16 protein-coding genes are annotated in these 17,979 nt (G+C 45.0%); 5 read left to right on the top strand and 11 right to left on the bottom strand.

All coding sequences use genetic code 11. The annotated features are described in order from the left end of the window. Positions 1-589 precede the first annotated feature (589 nt). From A2X74_RS06060 to A2X74_RS06045, 4 genes are all read right to left on the bottom strand, one after another. Positions 590-1,237: a hypothetical protein gene (locus A2X74_RS06060; RefSeq protein WP_293624457.1), complete on the bottom strand. Its 648-nt coding sequence runs from the start codon at positions 1,235-1,237 to the stop codon at positions 590-592. 259 nt (positions 1,238-1,496) lie between these two features. Then, the gene (locus A2X74_RS06055; RefSeq protein WP_293624455.1) at positions 1,497-1,739 is read right to left on the bottom strand and encodes a hypothetical protein; all 243 of its coding nucleotides are present in this window, start codon (positions 1,737-1,739) and stop codon (positions 1,497-1,499) included. 50 nt (positions 1,740-1,789) lie between these two features. Next, the gene (locus A2X74_RS06050) at positions 1,790-3,121 is read right to left on the bottom strand and encodes a ClC family H(+)/Cl(-) exchange transporter (RefSeq protein WP_293624453.1); all 1,332 of its coding nucleotides are present in this window, start codon (positions 3,119-3,121) and stop codon (positions 1,790-1,792) included. A gap of 81 nt (positions 3,122-3,202) precedes the next feature. Further along, complete coding sequence (locus A2X74_RS06045; RefSeq protein ID WP_293624451.1) at positions 3,203-4,102, bottom strand: alpha/beta hydrolase; 900 nt, start codon at positions 4,100-4,102, stop codon at positions 3,203-3,205. 177 nt (positions 4,103-4,279) lie between these two features. Here A2X74_RS06045 and A2X74_RS06040 point away from each other — a divergent pair, with 177 nt between their 5' ends. From A2X74_RS06040 to A2X74_RS06030, 3 genes are all read left to right on the top strand, one after another. Then, positions 4,280-5,026, top strand: a complete 747-nt coding sequence (locus A2X74_RS06040) for an SDR family oxidoreductase (protein ID WP_293624449.1) — start codon at positions 4,280-4,282, stop codon at positions 5,024-5,026. 61 nt (positions 5,027-5,087) lie between these two features. Beyond that, positions 5,088-5,750, top strand: coding sequence for a DsbA family oxidoreductase (locus A2X74_RS06035; RefSeq protein ID WP_293624447.1), 663 nt, complete (start codon positions 5,088-5,090; stop codon positions 5,748-5,750). Next, positions 5,747-6,673: a LysR substrate-binding domain-containing protein gene (locus A2X74_RS06030; RefSeq protein ID WP_293624445.1), complete on the top strand. Its 927-nt coding sequence runs from the start codon at positions 5,747-5,749 to the stop codon at positions 6,671-6,673. The genes A2X74_RS06035 and A2X74_RS06030 overlap by 4 nt, the downstream gene beginning before the upstream one ends. 15 nt (positions 6,674-6,688) lie before the next feature. On the opposite strand, the gene A2X74_RS06025 is transcribed toward A2X74_RS06030, so the two are convergent. Together A2X74_RS06025 and A2X74_RS06020 are read right to left on the bottom strand one after the other, a co-directional pair. After that, entirely contained in the window at positions 6,689-7,273 is a 585-nt protein-coding gene (locus A2X74_RS06025) for a DUF3501 family protein (protein WP_293624443.1), read from the bottom strand. Positions 7,274-7,296: 23 nt separating this feature from the next. Continuing rightward, positions 7,297-8,634, bottom strand: a complete 1,338-nt coding sequence (locus A2X74_RS06020; protein WP_293624441.1) for a heterodisulfide reductase-related iron-sulfur binding cluster — start codon at positions 8,632-8,634, stop codon at positions 7,297-7,299. Between the two features lie 424 nt (positions 8,635-9,058). On the opposite strand from A2X74_RS06020, the gene A2X74_RS06015 reads away from it, so the two are divergent. Beyond that, on the top strand, positions 9,059-9,496 hold the full coding sequence (locus tag A2X74_RS06015; RefSeq protein WP_114652135.1) for a rubrerythrin family protein: 438 nt from the start codon (positions 9,059-9,061) through the stop codon (positions 9,494-9,496). 58 nt (positions 9,497-9,554) lie between these two features. Here the strand turns inward: A2X74_RS06015 and A2X74_RS06010 are convergent, their stop codons facing one another. Further along, a complete protein-coding gene (locus A2X74_RS06010) occupies positions 9,555-10,163 on the bottom strand; it encodes a glutathione S-transferase (protein ID WP_293624440.1) in 609 nt (202 codons plus the stop codon). Positions 10,164-10,275: 112 nt separating this feature from the next. Then, positions 10,276-13,209, bottom strand: a complete 2,934-nt coding sequence (locus A2X74_RS06005) for an FAD-binding and (Fe-S)-binding domain-containing protein (RefSeq protein ID WP_293624438.1) — start codon at positions 13,207-13,209, stop codon at positions 10,276-10,278. 165 nt (positions 13,210-13,374) lie between these two features. Here A2X74_RS06005 and A2X74_RS06000 point away from each other — a divergent pair, with 165 nt between their 5' ends. Further along, positions 13,375-14,076, top strand: coding sequence for a haloacid dehalogenase type II (locus A2X74_RS06000; RefSeq protein WP_293624436.1), 702 nt, complete (start codon positions 13,375-13,377; stop codon positions 14,074-14,076). A 14-nt stretch (positions 14,077-14,090) separates the two neighbouring features. On the opposite strand, the gene A2X74_RS05995 is transcribed toward A2X74_RS06000, so the two are convergent. From A2X74_RS05995 to A2X74_RS05985, 3 genes are all read right to left on the bottom strand, one after another. Next, positions 14,091-14,489, bottom strand: coding sequence for a VOC family protein (locus tag A2X74_RS05995; RefSeq protein ID WP_293624434.1), 399 nt, complete (start codon positions 14,487-14,489; stop codon positions 14,091-14,093). A 74-nt stretch (positions 14,490-14,563) separates the two neighbouring features. Then, positions 14,564-14,884 carry a P-II family nitrogen regulator gene (locus A2X74_RS05990; RefSeq protein WP_299764867.1) on the bottom strand — a complete coding sequence of 107 codons (321 nt, stop codon included), beginning with the start codon at positions 14,882-14,884 and terminating at the stop codon, positions 14,564-14,566. Then, positions 14,884-17,979: a CusA/CzcA family heavy metal efflux RND transporter gene (locus tag A2X74_RS05985; RefSeq protein WP_293624430.1), complete on the bottom strand. Its 3,096-nt coding sequence runs from the start codon at positions 17,977-17,979 to the stop codon at positions 14,884-14,886. The genes A2X74_RS05990 and A2X74_RS05985 overlap by 1 nt, the downstream gene beginning before the upstream one ends.

The raw sequence follows: 17,979 nt of genomic DNA, 5'->3' as shown, positions 1-17,979 counted from the left end.
TGAACGCCCTAGAAAAACACTAAACTATCAAACACCGGCAGAACGTTTTGCTCAATCTGTTGCATCGACGGGTTGAAATCAAGGCCGACAGCAGCCATTCAAAGATGTCGGTTAACCCGACAAAACCAGTGTCCGGAAACACGACACTCCAATATGACATTGTCGAAACCAACTGACCTCCACCTCGTACCAATCCGATCCACAAAACCCGCTGCCTATATCGCACCTATTTCTAGGCGGGTTTAAGCCAATGTCTAAATTACTGTTTTAGAACAATTTTGCGTCTTTTAATCCGTTGGTCGCGAGTTCGAATCTCGCCCGACCCACCAGTATCAAGAAGCCCCCACTAGCAATAGTGGGGGCTTTGTCTTTCTGGTGCAAGGAAATGTTGCGCCTGCTTTAAGAACAGGCAATCCATGGGTTCGCCATAGGTGAGGATGATGGGCGCTCGATGAGCAACAGCACCATAAGCGTGTTTTTAAAGGTTGATTATCGGGTTAACCAACAAGAAGATTCAAAAAAAAATAGCGCAACAATTAGGCTGTTCAGATTCTCAATGGAATGTGGCGAAATTGATGCCTCGACACAATTAGTTAACAGGTGAATCTAGATGAAGTTTTTCGATACTCAGAACCAATTTGGTTAGTTTTTCTTTTTCATCGGCATTGAGTAAGCTATTGTTATCTTTAGATTGCAGCGAATACTCAGCATCCTCAAGCTCTCTTAAGATCTCCATAGCCTCTCTGCTCTTTGTCTTTTGACTTCCCTGTATTAATTGATACAAATTAAAGTACAGAGCAGAAAGACTTTTATTATCCAAATCTGAGTTGAGCGGAAATTTGCTTTTGAAGATGCTGGCCAATGCGGTTTTTGCATCACCTACAGTCTTGCTGTGTCGAAGCAAATAACGCATATTTTGAATGCGATCGCCAATCTCAAATTGATAAGCTACCAATTGCTCTTTATTTTTTTGCTCCACCGCATAATGATGTTGTGCCTGCTGATAAAGGGTTCCACCACCCGAAATCAACACCGAGGAAATCAATAGCATCCCCAATGAACTATTCAAAAAATCCAATACTTTTGAAGAAGCTTTCTTTTCAATATCTTTAGCTGAGTCTTCTATCTTTTCAATAGTGGGCTGGCTTTTAGAAAATTCGCTTTCGAGCTTTAACTTAATTTCATGCCTAAAACGCTCTTCCGCCTCGATAATGGATTTTTTATCTTCTTGTAACATATTTTCTGACTCGAGAAATAGAAATAATTAGCCTCATCTTATGCCATTCCTTATATTCATACCATCTTTATGGTGAAATTCTTTCCTTAATCAATTCAAAAGAAACTCGGTAGCGCAATGCCTGCAGCGATTGAGTGTCACGCGTGGACAAGAGTGCTAAATGAGTTTCAAACTGCGTTGGTCGACAAAATTAAACCACCCGAAGGTGGTTTAATTTCTTTAGAACGGCAAAAGTACTTAGCGCCCTCATCCATCAGCATTAGAACTTTTGTTTAATTTGATAACCCTTTGCCTTCATGCATCCCAAAAATACATCAGACTCAGATGGAACGCCACCACCATTACCGTAGTATGTATTGGACTCTTTTATACAAGCTGCGCGGTCTTGGTTGTAGCGCTCAGGTGATTGACCCTTAGTGGGAATTAATTCTGTCTGTTGAGCACAAGCTGTTAATACGAGGCCTGTTGCCAGAGTTATCAATGTGGAGTTAACAATTTTCATGATCTGGTCCTTTGCGTTAGTAATGCAGTCATTCTATCGCCCAAATAGAACTACCTCGAGAACATCCTCGCTCTTAGAGAGTCATAGATAGGCGGAGAGCCCATATAAGAGGTGATTAATGTTGCGCAGACGCAGGCCACCAATAGGCCTGGGGTTAATATCACCCCACCACTCATTTCAATGATGAGCAATACACCAGTAAAGGGGGCGCGTACTACTGCTGTAAAAAAAGCAGCCATTCCAACCAAGGCAAACGACACTGTATCGGCCTGAAATGCAAGGACTGGAATAAAGTTAATGAGCTGTGCAAATAAAGCTCCAAAAATTGCACCGACCAACAGCAAAGGCGCAAACAGGCCGCCAGGCAAACTAGGTGAATAAGAGATGGAGCCCAACAACCAGCGCACGATTAACAAAGTAAGTAGTGCTTGAGCACCTAAATTATTGGACAGTATTTGCTGAGCCTGTAAGTCACCTCCGCCAACCCAAGAAGGCTGCCAGTAAGCAATCAATCCAACTCCTGCCCCAACAAAAGCTGCTTTGAGTGCGGCAGGGATATTGGGCATGGTAGTAGAAAATATATTCAGCCCAAATAAAATATTGCGGTTGTATAAAGCGCCTATCAAACCAACAATTAATCCTAAGATCGCATAGAGAATTAAGTTCGCCAACTCTGGCGCAACCAAGGTGGGAATGCTAAAAGAAATTGCATTGCCGAAGAGAGCCCGAAATACAGTAATGCTCGTAGCAACCGCAATCAACGTAATAAGGACACTTCGGGTGGTTATCTTGCGAGTCACCTCTTCCAAAACAAATGCAATGCCAGCCATGGGGGCATTGAACGCCACTGATAATCCCGCCCCTGCTACCGCCGTATAGAGCAAGAACCCATCTTCCTTACTCAACCTAAAAATACGGCCACATTGACTACCTATAACAGCAGCCATTTGAATAGTTGGTCCTTCTCGACCTAAAGCCATCCCCGGGATCATTGCAAACAATCCACCGAAAAATTTAATTGGCAAAACACGGAATGGCGCAGGATCAGCTTCTTTACGCATAACTGCTTCTACGTGCTGGACCCCACTACCAGCCGCACTTGGAGCAAAATAAACCATCCAACGGGCTATGCCGATACTAATGCCTGCAATTAAAGCGGCGCCAATCCATCCAGGGACACCATAAAATCCATCAACTTTCCAACTCACCAAGAGTGTGGAAAAGCGCTCACTTCCATGAACTAGCATCCAATGAAATGTGCCCCCAATAAATCCCACACCAATCCCGGCAACCGCAGCTACAGCTACCAAGCGCCAGATATTAAGACCTAAGATCTCCGAAGATTCAGATTTAGTTTTATGGACGCTAGAGGAATCGATCATGACAAGGACAACTTTAACATTGTCTATTTAATAGATTGGTCCAGGAGTGAGTCAAGGGATTAACCATCAATTGATAATCCATTACTGAGAATTTTTAAGAAATGATGTGTACAGATCAGAAATTTTCACCGGCTGCTCTAGCATGACTAAATGACCAGCATTCGCTAAGCGATGAGATTGAGAGTGGGGAAATTTCTTTTTTAATATTGACAATCCCGAAATGCTAAAAATTTCATCATGCTCCCCCCATAGAATGCAGGTTGGCAAAGATTGATTGGGCAATCGATTTAAAGTATTGCCATAAAAATTCACAATATTCCAAACCTGTTGATAGTGTCGATTATTGTTGCGGTACTCTTGAAGCAACTGCGTTTTAATATCATCACTAATCACTGGTGGTTTTGCAAATAGTAGATCCATCTCTAAATCCAATTGCGCTTGATCAATCGGAATAAATGGATTAACCCCCTGATAGATTGAATCTCTTACCTGATCACCCCAGGCAATAATCCCTAGCGGAGCCCCAATAAATGCCAAGGATTTAATCTCTTGAGGATATTGATTGGCATATAAACTAGCAATGGCACCCCCCATTGAATTGCCTGCAATATGAAATGGCTTACCACTGACCGATCTCATAAAGCGCTGAAGAGTTGTTACTTGGGACTCTAGTTGATAAATAGCGATTGGATACGCAGTACTTTGTCCGTAGCCAGGAAGATCAGGAACAATCACATTAAATCCCTGATTGGCCAAAGCACAAGCCATATCCATCCACTGCCCTTTTTGACCAAAAAGTCCATGCAGCAACAAGATTGAAGGGCCCTGACCGCCCTGTAGATAACTGATTGAACCAGCGTCGATGGCGATCGATTTGGTTGCCAGAGGGCAATTAGTATCGGTGGATTGTCCTTGCGCCATACTCAGGCACAAGATACTAGCTAAACCAACGAGCCATCTATAAATTAAAGTCATGCTCATATGCTCAATTTGAAACAATTTTTTCCAAGAAATATCTATTACTGTGGTGGCAAATCAGTTTTGATCTTTTTTTAAAGGCTTGATTGATTTTGAATGTTCAAACTAGCCTCACTATGACAATAGTACCCCCCTCCCACTATTATTGTCTGAGCATTACAAAGCTAGTAATATCTAATCATGTCTAAAGTCATGATTGTTACTGGTGCTAGTCGCGGCATAGGAGCTGCGACTGCAAAACTAGCTGCTAGCAAAGGCTTTGCAGTTTGCGTTAATTACAAATCTCATACCCAAGAAGCTCAAGCTGTTGTTGAAGAGATTCAGGGCAATGGAGGCATAGCAATCTCCGTCAAGGCAGATGTGACTATTGCTAATGAAGTAAATCACCTGTTTACAGAAACAGTGAGGGCCTTTGGAGGGCTGCACGCTCTTGTAAATAACGCTGGAACTCTAGAAACACAAATGCGCCTTGAAGATATGTCAAGTGAGCGTATCCAGCGCATCTTCAATGCTAATGTCTTTTCGACAATTTTGTGCATTCAAGCAGCAATCAAAATTATGTCGACTCGTTATCAAGGATCCGGCGGATCAATTGTGAACGTCTCTTCTGTAGCATCTCGTCTTGGCTCCCCTCGGGAGTATGTCGACTATGCAGCCTCTAAGGGTGCTATAGATACGCTAACAATTGGCTTGGCAAAAGAATTAGCAAGCGATGGTATTCGTGTCAATGCAGTTCGCCCTGGATATATTGATACGGATATCCATGCGAGTGGTGGGGAGCCCAATCGCATTGAACGTGTAAAACACTTTGTTCCCATGCAAAGAGGTGGGACTGCTTCTGAGGTGGCATCTGCAATTGTTTGGCTTGCTTCTGACGAATCCTCATACACAAGCGCCTCATTTATTGAAGTCGCTGGCGGAAACTAAGAAAAATTCTCCACAGCTTAGAAGCAAGCATTGATTCATAAGCCTCTGTAGAATAGTTTCCATGAAACCCACTATCAAAATTGACTTTGTATCGGACGTAGCCTGCCCATGGTGCGCCGTAGGTTTAGGCAACCTCAATAAAGCTATCGCCACATTCGGCGATAAAGTAAACTTTGAAGTGCACTTCCGACCTTTTGAACTTAATCCCAATATGCCCTTGGGCGGCCAAGATGCAATCGAGCATCTTACTGAAAAGTATGGGCTTACCGTAGAGCAAGTACATGCCAACCAAGCCCAGATTAGAGAGCGCGCCCTTGAGGCTGGCTTTCAATTCCACCCAGATGGTCGCAAACGGGTCTATAACACCTTCGACGCACATCGTCTTTTGCATTGGGCTGGCAAAGAGTATGGTCTTGAGAAACAAGCAAGTTTAAAAACAGAATTATTGAAGACGTATTTTTGCCTAGCAGTCAATTTAGATGATCAACAAAACCTGATCAATGCAGTCATTTCAGCTGGCCTTGATCCAGATAAAGCCAAGCAGATACTTGAGAGCGGGCTGTACGCAAATGAAGTACGCGAAGAAGAGGCTCAATATACTGGCGCAGGCATTCACTCTGTACCCTCAGTAATTCTGAATGACCAATATCTTGTCCAAGGAGCTCAAGCTCCTGAGTCATTTATCAGTGCATTTGACCAATTACTTCAAACTGGACAAACATGACACTGACAGAACTCCGCTATATCGTCGCAGTTGCACGGGAGCGCCACTTTGGCAGGGCTGCTGATGCTTGCTTTGTGTCTCAGCCCACCCTATCGGTAGCCATCAGAAAATTAGAGGAAGAACTCAACACGCAAATTTTTGAGCGTACGAATACTGAAGTTGCAATGACTAGTCTGGGCGCACTAATTGTCGATCAAGCTCAGAGAGTGCTTGAAGAAGCTAACTCCTTAAAACACTTAGCAAAGCACGGCCAAGATCCTCTATCAGGCCCACTGAGGCTTGGCGCCATCTACACCATCGCGCCCTACTTATTACCTAGCTTAGTGCGAGTTGCACGAGAGCGCTTGCCAAATGCCCCCTTATTTTTAGAGGAGAACTTTACCGTTCGCCTGCTAGAAGTCTTGCGTCAAGGGGCTTTAGATTGTGTTGTGATAGCAGAGCCCTTTGCGAGCACTGGACTCAATCAGATAGACCTGTATGACGAGCCATTTTTAGTAGCGGTACCTAAAGGTCACCCATGGGAAAACCGACCATCAATCCCGCATCGGGAGCTTAAAGAACAAAATACTTTATTGCTTGGTACTGGCCACTGTTTTAGAGACCATGTTCTTGGCGTCTGCCCAGAATTGAATCGCCTTGGATCTGGCGCAACGATTGGAGAGCAACGTAGTTTTGAGGGCTCATCACTGGAAACCATTCGACAGATGGTAGCCAGTGGTATTGGAATTTCAGTACTACCAAGAACATCCGCCTCTGATGCAGCCTCTTCAGATCAGCTCATTCGTTACATCCCATTTGAGGATCCCATTCCAACCAGACGAGTTTGCCTCGTCTGGCGGAAGAACTTTCCACGGGCAGCCGCAATGAATGAGCTAGCTGAAGTGATTCGTCAATGCGCCCTGCCGGGTGTTCAATACCTCTAGAGTCTATTACCTGCTTTAACTCAGATCGGAAACAAGTGAAGCTAAAGTTTCCGGAGACAGTGTCTGTACATGCATTGGGTAACCTTTATGGTCACAACCTACCATCATCTGAGCGCCCGCTTTTAATGCCATCTTCATATCGTTTGTAAGATCAAAGCGCATAAAGTGCACTGCAGAGGTTTTATCAGCGGTAGAACGCTCCAAGTCTTCATCAGCAATTGCATAAACACGCGGCTGACCTTCAACTTCGATAAACATTTGATGCTCAATACCTACCAACTTCGCAAGCGCAACCTTACGATCTGCCTCATTCGGGTATTCAATCATCATGGTAGCCTTGAAATCTGAGCCGCCTGGTACCAAAGAATTGTAGGCATTCAACTCATCCTCAATGCCATCCTCTTCGAATGTTTTTTCTACGCGCAACATCTCTTGAATTTGATAGCGCATTAAAAACTCATTCTCAAAAATCAGTGTTACGTGATCTCCAAGGTGAACAGTTCGGAGACGGCGCTCTTTGATTGCTTTTTCACGAAAAGCTGGACGCTCTTTGTGATAAGCCTCGAGACTTAAAAGACTATCGCGTGTAATGATTCCCATGCTGCTGTATTCCTATTAATAAATTAAAGACCGTATGCCTTAGCAAGCAAAGTTAATGGGTGAGCCATTTCTGATTTTGGTAGTCCAAGCTCTTCCATGCCTTGCTCAATATGATGACCTGCCAACTGGCAGTCAGAACTAATGTAGTTTGGCTCTTCTTCAGCCATTCTCCTAAATACCGGCTTACCAATTTTCATTGCAGTTTCATGAAACTCTTTCTTTACACCCCAAGTACCCGAGTGTCCTGAGCAGCGCTCAACCACATTCACCTCGGTACCAGGTACCAGCTTCAGAGTTTCTGCAGTCTTTTGGCCCACATTTTGTACGCGTGAGTGACAAGCCATGTGATAGCTAACGTGGCCCAACTCTTTACTGAAGTCTTTCTTCAGGAGTCCATCGGAGTTGCGAGCCATGAAGTACTCAAACGGATCCCACATGGCATCTTTTACCAATTGCGTATCAGCACAATCTGGGAACATGAGTGGCAATTCCTGTTTGAACATCAAAGTGCAGGAAGGGATTGGTGTCAAGATGGCATAGCCTTCACGTGCCAACTTCGCCAACTTCGGAATATTTTTTTCCTTGTTTTCTGCAACGGATTCCAAGTCACCGAGCTCCAGCTTAGGCATTCCACAGCAGGCTTCCTTGTCCACCAACTCATAAGGAATTGCATTGTGCTTCAGAATCTTAATGAGATCTTGACCAATGCCAGGTTCGTTGTAATTGATATAGCAAGTTGCATAAATAGCGACTTTTCCAGGCGTCTTAGGACCGTCCACTACTGGCAGGTCCTCAGATTTTTTAGCCAACTGTGGGAATGTCTTTGGAGCGTATTCCGGAATCCAAGCATTCTTATCCACGCCCAAAGCACCTTCCATAACTAAACGAGCAAGGCCAGTACTGTTCACAGCATTGACCGCTTGAGTCACAATCGGAATCCCAGCAAAGTGACCGAGCTTATCTGTCGAAGATAAAAGTTTGTCGCGGAAGCTTGCCTTGTCATCCTTAAAGTTCACAGCCTTTGCACGAAGCATCAGATGGGGGAAGTCGATATTCCAAGGATGTGGTGGAACATATGGGCATTTAGTCATGTAACAAACATCACATAGATAGCACTGATCAACTACCTTTTGGTAATCCGCCTTATCAACCTGCTCCATCTCCAAATCTTCGGTAGCATCCACTAAATCAAAAAGGGTCGGGAAGGATCCGCACAGGCTCACGCATCGACGACAGCCATGGCAAAGATCGAAGACGCGCTCCATCTCCGCTTCCAAATCAGCCTTGTCGTAGAACTTGGGATTTTGCCAATCCAAGGGATGCCTGGTTGGAGCCTCTAAACTACCTTCGCGAGTTGTCATGTATGTCCTCTACTGTTTATGCATATGCAGTGTGTAAATCTGATGCCGCTAGTTTAGGGCTCAGGCGATCGATAGCAAAATTGTATTAATTAACAATCTTCATAGAAAATACCTAATTAACGGCATTGCATTACCCAAAATAGGCCTTAATTGCTATAAAAATCAATAGCGCTCACTAACTTATTTGAAGATATCTGCATTTATTTGCTAAGGTGGCCTGAAATTACCGGCTTAGACCACCCAACCAGCGTTATATTTTATTAATTGATATTTGCTTATCAGTTGTTTTTAGCTATCAAGTCAATACAAAAATATGATTATTCAAATCCTCAGATTTGTTCATAATTCTCTTCAGGTGAACTTTTTAGGGCTTTTTATTTAGCTTAATCACCCAATTTCAACTAACCGTTTTTAGGAGTCAATCATGGCTAAATCCGTAAAAGGTACAAAGACTGAAGAGTCTTTGAAGGAAGCGTTTGCTGGTGAATCACAAGCAAACCGTCGTTATTTGTATTTCGCGAACCAAGCTGATATCGCTGGCGCAAATGATGTTGCAGCAGTATTCCGCTCAACAGCTGAAGGCGAAACAGGTCATGCCCATGGTCACATGGAGTATTTGATCGAAGGCGGTGCAGGGGAGCCAGGTACTGGCATGCCAGCTAAGACAGTTGCTGAAGCATTGCAAGCAGCTATCGCTGGTGAAACACATGAATACACAGATATGTACCCAGGTATGGCTAAAACAGCACGCGATGAAGGCTTTGATGAAATCGCTGACTGGTTTGAAACACTAGCTAAGGCTGAGCGTAGCCACGCTAACAAATTTACAAAAACATTAGAAGCACATTTGGCAAACGCTTAATTAGCTAAGCCATTTATTTGAAACCCCCGAATGAAAGTTCGGGGGTTTTTTTATTGCGTCAATCCACCCAAGTTGGATGCTTATCCATCACTGAATTAAACAACTCAGACTGAAGATGCTGATTAAGCCATCTTTTGAGCAAAGGCAATTGCAGACTCTCAAATAGCTGAGGATTTACTGCAGCAAGCTGTCTGATAAATGGAAAAATAGCAATATCAACCCAAGTTATTCGAGCGCCCATTAAGTAGTCGTTAGCTGCTAAGGTGGCCTCCATGGGTTTGAGCATGATCTCTTGCAACTGGTTCAGCACCTCAGCTTGCCTCAACTCAGGATGTCGATTGGGATACTTGTATTGATCCAACAAAGTCTTAAATGGACCATCATTTTTCTCAACCCATGCTTGAGCGATAAACTCATCAACTGGCGTCCAGCCATCTGGATCTGACTGCATCAGCGCCCAGTGCATGATCTCCAGACTCTGCTCCAGCACGCGTCCCTCGATAGACAAAACTGGAACGGTTCCCTTGGGCGATAAGAGCAACATCGATTCCGGTTTTTTCCTGAGCTCAATCTCACGATGCTCCACCTCAATGCCAGCATATTTCAATGACATGCGAGCCCTCATTGCATAAGGGCACCTTCGGTAGGAATACAGGATTGGCTTCATGAATATATTACTTGGTTACTCTCTGAGAATACTAAAGGAAGCTTACTGATATAACAAAAATGTCCCGGTATTTTCGGGGCATTCTCTTTTATAACGGTAAGAAATGCTTGTATTACAGCTTCTCTGCTTTTACTTTTACTTTTACTTTTGCTTGTGCTTGATGTGCCATCTGCAGTAACTCCGCCAGATGCTTTACCTTACGACCGGTTTCTTGCTCAATCTGCTCTCTACAACTAAAGCCATTGGTAAGGATGATCGTTTCTTGATCGGCAGACCTGATTGCTGGCAGCAATACTAACTCGCCAACCGCTTTTGATATTTCGACATGCTCTGGATTAAATCCAAATGAACCAGCCATACCGCAGCAACCACTATCAATGTAATCTGCCCTAGCACCCAAGGCAGTTAATAAGGCAACATCACCCTTGGTTCCAAACAAAGACTTTTGATGGCAATGCGAATGCACCAAGATATTGCGGTCTAAGGGTGGTGGCGTATAGCCCTGCTCATGTAAGAAATCACCCAGCAAATAGGTGCTGGATGCCAAGAGCTTCGCTCTAGGGTCATTTGGGAAGAACTTTAATAGCTCATCTTTAAAGACTGACATGCAGCCTGGTTCAAGGCCCACTACTGCGACAGGTGAATTTGGATCTGAGTTAATGTCATCTCCGATTGCATCCAAAATCTTCTCGAGCTTTTGCTTGGCCAGATCCAGGTAACCAAAGTCATACAAAGGACGACCACAGCATAGGGGCGTCTTTGGCAGTGTTGCCTCAAAGCCAGCATGTGCCAGCACCTCAACTGCCGCATTGGCAACTTCGGGGTGAAAATGTTCACAGAAAGTATCGACCCAAAGAATGACTTTCTTCTGCCCAATACTTGCGCTCTTTGACTTCTGAAATTGCTTTCTGAAGGATTGGTTTGCAAACTTCGGCAGGCTGCGCTCTTGCGCTACACCACCAAGCCATTTAGCAAGACTTGATAGGACCGGTGTTTGCATGACCCCATTAAGCAGCCAAGAGAACTTGCTGGCTAGAGGAGCCCAATCACCAATACGACCCATAGTCAGAGCCTGACGAGGCCGACTGTTGGTCTCGTGATAGTGAGATAAAAACTCCGCCTTATAGGAGGCCATATCCACATGCGCAGGACAATCGCTTTTGCAACCTTTACACGAGAGGCAGGTATCCAGAGCATCTTTAAGCTCTTTGCTTTCCCAGCCATCCTTAATCACTTCGCCCTGAAGCATCTCCCAGAAAAGGCGTGAGCGTCCACGAGTAGAGAAGCGCTCTTCTTTTGTGGCACGATAGCTTGGACACATGGTGCCGACTTTTTCACTGCGACACTTGCCCATGCCAACACAACGCTCTACCGCCCTCTGAAATCCATTACCCTCCTGGCTCAAGAAATTGAGGCGCGTCTTCATATTGACGACTTTGTACTCAGGTCCCATGCGGAGGTTTTCATCTACGCGATAGGGGTGAACTACTTTTCCTGGATTCAGTTTGTTTTGTGGATCCCAGATCCGCTTGAACTCATGCATCGCACCCATTAACTCTTCGCCAAACATAATGGGGAGGAATTCTGCTCTAGCTTGGCCATCGCCATGCTCACCAGTCAGTGAGCCGCCAAATTCAACAACTAAGGTCGCCGCATCCCGAATAAACGATCTAAATTTGGCAACACCTTCTGCAGAGCGCAAGTTAAAAGTAATGCGTGCATGAATACATCCATCACCAAAGTGTCCATAGAGTGAAGTCTGATAATCATAAGAATCCACTAGCTTCTGGAAAGCACGTAGGTACTCTCCCAAACGCGCTGGATCTACTGCAGCATCTTCCCAACCCACTACAGGATCAGGAGAATTGGGATCAATCGATAAATGGGTAGCTGAAGCACCATTTTCCCGAATTGACCAAATGCGTTTCTGTACTAGTGGGTCAGGCTCTAACCATGTAGATGGCCGCGGGCCTTTCGTTCTTGCCTTGAAATACGCTTCAGCCTTTTGAGCCTGAGCAATAGCACCTTCGATCGTATCATCACCAAACTCAACAACTACCCAAGCGTTGCCAGGGGGAAGCAAATCAATCTCCGCTTTAGCTAAATTACGCTCTTGTAAGCCACGGATAATTTTGTAATCCAAGCCTTCAATCGCTATTGGATTAAAACTTTGATACTCCGGTACCGCATCACCCGCAAGATAAATATCATCAAAGCCCAATACCAAGACTACCCGCTTTGAGGGGCTCTTTACCAAACGTACTTTTGCCGCCAGAGTCAGTGCGCAAGTCCCTTCAGTACCCACCAAGGCGCGCGCGACGTTAAAGCCATTCTCAGGAAGCAATTGATCTAAGTTATAGCCAGAAACACGTCGCTTAATATTCGGGAAACGCGCCCGAATCAAATCCGCATAGCGATCACGCAAGCTCAATAAGTCTTGATAGATTTGGCCTTTACGCCCACCAGCGGCAATAATGTCTTGCAACTCTTGATCTGAGGTTGGGCCAACCCAAAAGCGTTCACCGTCATAGGTCAGAATTTCTAAAGCTTCCGTATTTTCGAGCGTCTTACCCGCCATCACGGAGTGGGCGCCACAGGAGTTGTTAGCAACCATGCCGCCTAGAGTGCAACGGCTATGCGTAGATGGGTCTGGTGCAAAAGTAAGGCCATGCAGCTCAGCAGCATCACGCAATGAATCACAAATCACGCCCGGCTCAACAATGGCATTACCAGCAGTTGGATCTAAGGCGAGAATATGGTTACAGTACTTTGAGATATCAAACACCACAGCGTTATTGACTGTTTGGCCATTCATGGAGGTACCAGCACCACGCATGAGCACCGGCGCTTTATTGCGATGGCAGATCTCAATACCTTTTACAAATTCTTCAGTATTTCTAGGTGTAACAACCCCTATCGGAATTTGGCGATAGTTTGACGCCTCTGAGGCATATACCGCTTGATGGGCTGTATCAAAATGAACGGAGCTTCCAAGAGCTGCTGTAAGCTCAACATTGAGCTGCTCCCACTGAGAAATACTACCCATGATTGTGTCCCTTATACGTTCTAGCGCCCTTTTTGGGTCTCTGCCATTCTAGCAATTCTTTGCAATGTATGAGTTGTATGACTTCATACCAAATGCGGGACTCAGGAGAAGAATCCAGCAAAATGAGCTTCAGCAATATTTTTCAAGCTAATGAATAATCTATCTATGAATACAAAACCAAAAGTTCTTGCATTTGATGTATTTGGCACAGTAGTTGACTGGCATGGGTCCATAGCAGCCGAGGTCACTCGACTCGGGCTGTCAGTGGATCCCGATGCCTTTGCAACAGCTTGGCGACAAGGCTACAGGCCAGCTATGGCACGTGTTCGCTCTGGAGAACTGCCGTGGACCAAGATTGATGATTTGCACCGTATGATCCTAGATGATGTTCTCAGGACCTTCAAAATCAGCTCCTTATCTGAAACCCAAATACAAGACCTCAATCTCATCTGGCACCGACTGACCCCTTGGTCAGAGACAGTCGAAGGCCTACACAAACTGAAAGGTCAGTTCACGATCGTGACCTTATCTAATGGAAACCTAGGCTTATTGGCTGATATGGCAAAAAATGCGGGCTTGCCTTGGGACCTCATTCTTTCGGCTGAGGTTTTCCGTCACTACAAGCCGGATCCAGAAGCTTACCTAGGAGTAGCGGAGACTTTTAATATTCCGCCCGAAGAAGTGATGTTGGTTGCATCACATAAAGATGATCTAGAAGCTGCCCATGCCTGTGGATTACAAACAGCTTTTATTGAACGTCCATTGGAGTTTGGCAAGAATCACCTTCGCAATGATCTCCATATGGAGCAATTTACCAACTATCACGCAAAAGACTTTCTAGATCTTGCGCGCCAGCTAGGCGCATAAGATCTCAGTCTTCATTAAACGTATTCGGCAACCTCTACGAGATTATTGTCTGGGTCACGCAAGTAGACAGAGCGAATTGGCCCAAGAGCGCCACGTCTAGGTACTGGACCAACATCAATGGCAATGCCATTGCTCTGCAGATGAAAAATGAAGTCATCCAAGGGGATGGCTGAAATCAGACAAAAGTCACCAGAACCAATTGTAGGGACTTTGGCTTTTGTAGGCGTTTCTGTGTCTTTATCTTGCAGATTAATTTTTAATTGCCCAAAGCGCAATGAATAACGTGGCTGACCTTCTGGCCCAGTAAAAAACTCTCGCTCGAAACCTAAAGCTTTTTCATACCACTGTGTAGTGCGCTCAATATCTGTCACAGTCAGGACAATATGATCAATGCGATCGATAATATTTTTCAAAGCGGTCTCCAGGATGATTGGCAATAATTAATCCAATTGCAAAATTCATCATACCGAAGAATTTGCAGACTTGCCTAGACCGAGGTCTTGGAGATAAAGAAGGCCTTGGGAACCTCTGTGCACCAAACTACACCATCCCCCACCTGACCTGTTTGGCAAATAGTCACAATGCGATCCATAAAGACTGGTGCAATCTCATCATTACAGACGATTTCAACTTTCACCTTGGCAGAATAATCGGTTAACTCTTCTTTAATATTAAATTTACCGGTGCGGTTCGGGGCACTACAACCTTCTACCTTAGTGACGGTCATACCCGGAAATCCTGGAGTCTCCAGCAAAGCTGTTCTTAAAGCTGCTAATTTATTAGGGCGAATGACCGCCTTCACTTCCATCATGCTTCCACCTCTTTATCTTCAAACCATCTGTATAAGACAGGGAGTACGAGTAATGTTAATGCAGTTGATGTAATGAGACCAGAGATGACCACAGCCGCTAGCGGTCTTGTGACCTCAGAGCCTGGGCCGCCTGAAAACAGCATTGGTACTAAAGCCAACATCGCAACTGAAGCAGTCATCATAACTGGCCTAAAACGATGACCACATCCATGCAGCAAGGCATCTTCCATCGAGTAGCCGTCTTCACGCAACTGCTTAATAAATGAGATCAAGACCACACCGTTCAGAACGGCAATACCCCATAAGTTAATAAATCCTACCGCTGCTGGCACCGATAAATATTCACCAGCTATGAAGAGACCGACTACACCGCCGATCGACGCAAAAGGCAAGACCAAAATAATCAAAGCAGCTAATCGTATGGACTTAAATAACATGAAGAGTAAGAAGAAGATCGCTAAAATAGTCAGCGGAATAATAATCATCAAACGAGCCATAGCGCGTTCCATGTTTTCAAACTGGCCACCCCACTCGAGGGTATATCCCTCAGGCAACTCAACCTGTTTAGCAATTAGAGTTTGAGCCTCCTTCACAAATCCACCTAGGTCACGACCATCGACGTTGACACCAACGACTAAACGACGTTTACCTGCCTCACGGGAAATTTGCGCTGGACCATCTACTAAGGAAATTTCCGCTAGGTCACGCATGAGAACTTGAGCGCCATCAGGTGAATGCAAAATAATGTTTTCGATAGCGTCGACTTTATCTCGATAAGGAGCCGGATAGCGCAACATCAGCGGAAAACGTCTCTCACCCTCATAAACAATGCTGGCCTGCTTACCGCCAATCGCTGTTTCAATCACTTCATTGACATCGGATACATTAATCCCGTATCGAGCAATCGCATCTCGATCAATTTTGATGTTGAGATAATTTTGTCCGGACACTTGCTCAATTCGCAAGTCATTACTACCCTTCATCTTGGTTAAGATTTGACTGATTTCCGCCCCTAGATTCTGTAAGGTCAACAAATCATCGCCAAAAATCTTAATCGCTACCTGCGATCTCACGCCTGAAACCATTTCATCCACGCGTGCAGCAATCGGCTGTGAAATCGCTAATTCAATACCAGGCAGTGTTTTTAACTTATCGCGAATTACTTGAGCGATTTCTTCTTGACTTAAGCTGCGCTCACTCAAAGGTTTTAGGGTCACAATTGGGTCAGATTCGTTGGGTTGACCCGGATCTGCGGGAGACTCACCCCTACCTAGACGCGATACTGCCATCTTGACATCAGGGATCGTCATAATTCTCTTGATAGCCTCAAACTCGAGCTTGATAGACTCATCCAAAGAAATATTCGGCGCGCGCACAATCACAGGGGTAATCGAGCCCTCCTGCATCACCGGAATAAATGCTTTTCCTAAGAGCACAAAACCGACCAAACTTGCTGCTAAAGCCATCAATGATCTTTTAACAACTAACTTCGGATTGGCAAGACTCCAATGTAGCCAGCGATCATAGGGTGCACGAAGACGAGCAACCAGCTTAGTATCGTCCTCACTACCACCCTTCAAAATATAAGAACAGAGTGCAGGAGATAAGGTAAATGACAGGATCAAAGAAATCGCGAGTGCTATTGCAATCGTGATGGCCATGGGGGCAAACATCTTACCCTCCATCCCTTCTAAAGATAGTAGTGGCATAAATACCAAAATAATGATGCCCACACCGAACAGGACTGGGGTACCTACTTCAGAGGCTGCCTCCAAAATGATCCGGTTTTTCGATTCGCCCGTCTTAAGTCGCTCACCTAGCTTGGCAAAAGTATTCTCGACAACCACCACCGAGCCATCCACCATGATGCCGATCGCAATTGCAAGACCGCCTAATGACATCAAGTTAGCAGAGATGCCGTAACGATTCATCACGAGAAATGTCAGTAGCGGCGTCAAAATTAATGTAGCCACCACAATCAAGGAAGAACGAACGTCTCCCAGGAACAAGAAGAGCAAGATGATAACCAAGACCACACCTTCAATTAATACCTTCGCTACGTTAAACATGGCGGCATTTACCAGGTCGGTGCGATCATAAAAAGGTACGATCTGTAGACCATCTGGCAACAATTTACCTTCATTAATTTCAGCTACTTTTAACTTAATTCGGTTCACTACCTCGCGCGCATTACCACCACGAATCATCTGAATGATCCCCGCCACACTCTCGGTATAGCCATTTTTAATCGCAGCACCTTGACGGATTTCACTACCAATCGTGACTTCCGCTACGTTTTTCACATATACCGGAATCCCCTTGACCTCTTTCAGAATAATTTTGTCGATATCTTCTGGCTTGGTAATTAATCCAACGCCTCGAATCAGGTAGCGCTCTGCATAGGTCGGTAGCTGTCCACCCCCTGAATTGGCATTATTTCTGGCGAGCGCTTCATATACTTCGCGCAAACTTACTTGGTAGTGACGCAAGCGCTCCGGATTAACCAGCACTTGATATTCACGCGCATATCCACCTTGAGTATTAATTTCAGCTACCCCAGGTATTGAACGCAGCATCGGACGCACAATCCAATCCTGAATAGTCCGGCGCTCTTCAAGCTCATCTACCGTGAGCTCTCGGTCTCCATCAGAAGGATGATCTAAAGTGTATTGATAGATCTCACCTAAACCGGTCGAAGGTGGCGCTAGCACAGGCGTAATGCCAATAGGCATTCTGGAAGCTACTTCGATCAAACGTTCAGTAACTAACTGTCTCGCAAAGTAGAGCTCTGTCTTATCCGTAAATACCAAGGTAATGACAGAAATCCCATTACGGTTAAGAGAGCGCATCTCTGTAAGGCCAGGTAGACCAGTCATCGCCAATTCAATAGGAACCGTAACGAAACGCTCTACCTCTTCCGGAGATCGACCTGGAGCTTCGGACGCAATCTGTACCTGCACGTTAGTGACATCTGGAAATGCATCAACCGATAAACGCTTGGTTGCTAGCAGGCCTGCCACCATTAATACCAGTGCAATGATGGCGACTAAGAGTCGCTGCTGCAGGGAGAGGCGGACAATTTTCTCAATCAT

This window comes from Polynucleobacter sp. GWA2_45_21, from assembly GCF_001830325.1.
Taxonomy (GTDB): domain Bacteria; phylum Pseudomonadota; class Gammaproteobacteria; order Burkholderiales; family Burkholderiaceae; genus Polynucleobacter.
Note: the sequence above shows the minus strand (reverse complement) of the source record. Positions and strands in the feature narration are given on the sequence as shown.

Coding starts and splice junctions, on each gene's coding strand:
- A2X74_RS06060 (WP_293624457.1), bottom strand. CDS start 1,237: ATGTTACAAGAAGATAAAAAATCCATTATCGAGGCGGAAGAGCGTTTT.
- A2X74_RS06055 (WP_293624455.1), bottom strand. CDS start 1,739: ATGAAAATTGTTAACTCCACATTGATAACTCTGGCAACAGGCCTCGTA.
- A2X74_RS06050 (WP_293624453.1), bottom strand. CDS start 3,121: ATGATCGATTCCTCTAGCGTCCATAAAACTAAATCTGAATCTTCGGAG.
- A2X74_RS06045 (WP_293624451.1), bottom strand. CDS start 4,102: ATGAGCATGACTTTAATTTATAGATGGCTCGTTGGTTTAGCTAGTATC.
- A2X74_RS06040 (WP_293624449.1), top strand. CDS start 4,280: ATGTCTAAAGTCATGATTGTTACTGGTGCTAGTCGCGGCATAGGAGCT.
- A2X74_RS06035 (WP_293624447.1), top strand. CDS start 5,088: ATGAAACCCACTATCAAAATTGACTTTGTATCGGACGTAGCCTGCCCA.
- A2X74_RS06030 (WP_293624445.1), top strand. CDS start 5,747: ATGACACTGACAGAACTCCGCTATATCGTCGCAGTTGCACGGGAGCGC.
- A2X74_RS06025 (WP_293624443.1), bottom strand. CDS start 7,273: ATGGGAATCATTACACGCGATAGTCTTTTAAGTCTCGAGGCTTATCAC.
- A2X74_RS06020 (WP_293624441.1), bottom strand. CDS start 8,634: ATGACAACTCGCGAAGGTAGTTTAGAGGCTCCAACCAGGCATCCCTTG.
- A2X74_RS06015 (WP_114652135.1), top strand. CDS start 9,059: ATGGCTAAATCCGTAAAAGGTACAAAGACTGAAGAGTCTTTGAAGGAA.
- A2X74_RS06010 (WP_293624440.1), bottom strand. CDS start 10,163: ATGAAGCCAATCCTGTATTCCTACCGAAGGTGCCCTTATGCAATGAGG.
- A2X74_RS06005 (WP_293624438.1), bottom strand. CDS start 13,209: ATGGGTAGTATTTCTCAGTGGGAGCAGCTCAATGTTGAGCTTACAGCA.
- A2X74_RS06000 (WP_293624436.1), top strand. CDS start 13,375: ATGAATACAAAACCAAAAGTTCTTGCATTTGATGTATTTGGCACAGTA.
- A2X74_RS05990 (WP_299764867.1), bottom strand. CDS start 14,884: ATGGAAGTGAAGGCGGTCATTCGCCCTAATAAATTAGCAGCTTTAAGA.
- A2X74_RS05985 (WP_293624430.1), bottom strand. CDS start 17,979: ATGATTGAGAAAATTGTCCGCCTCTCCCTGCAGCAGCGACTCTTAGTC.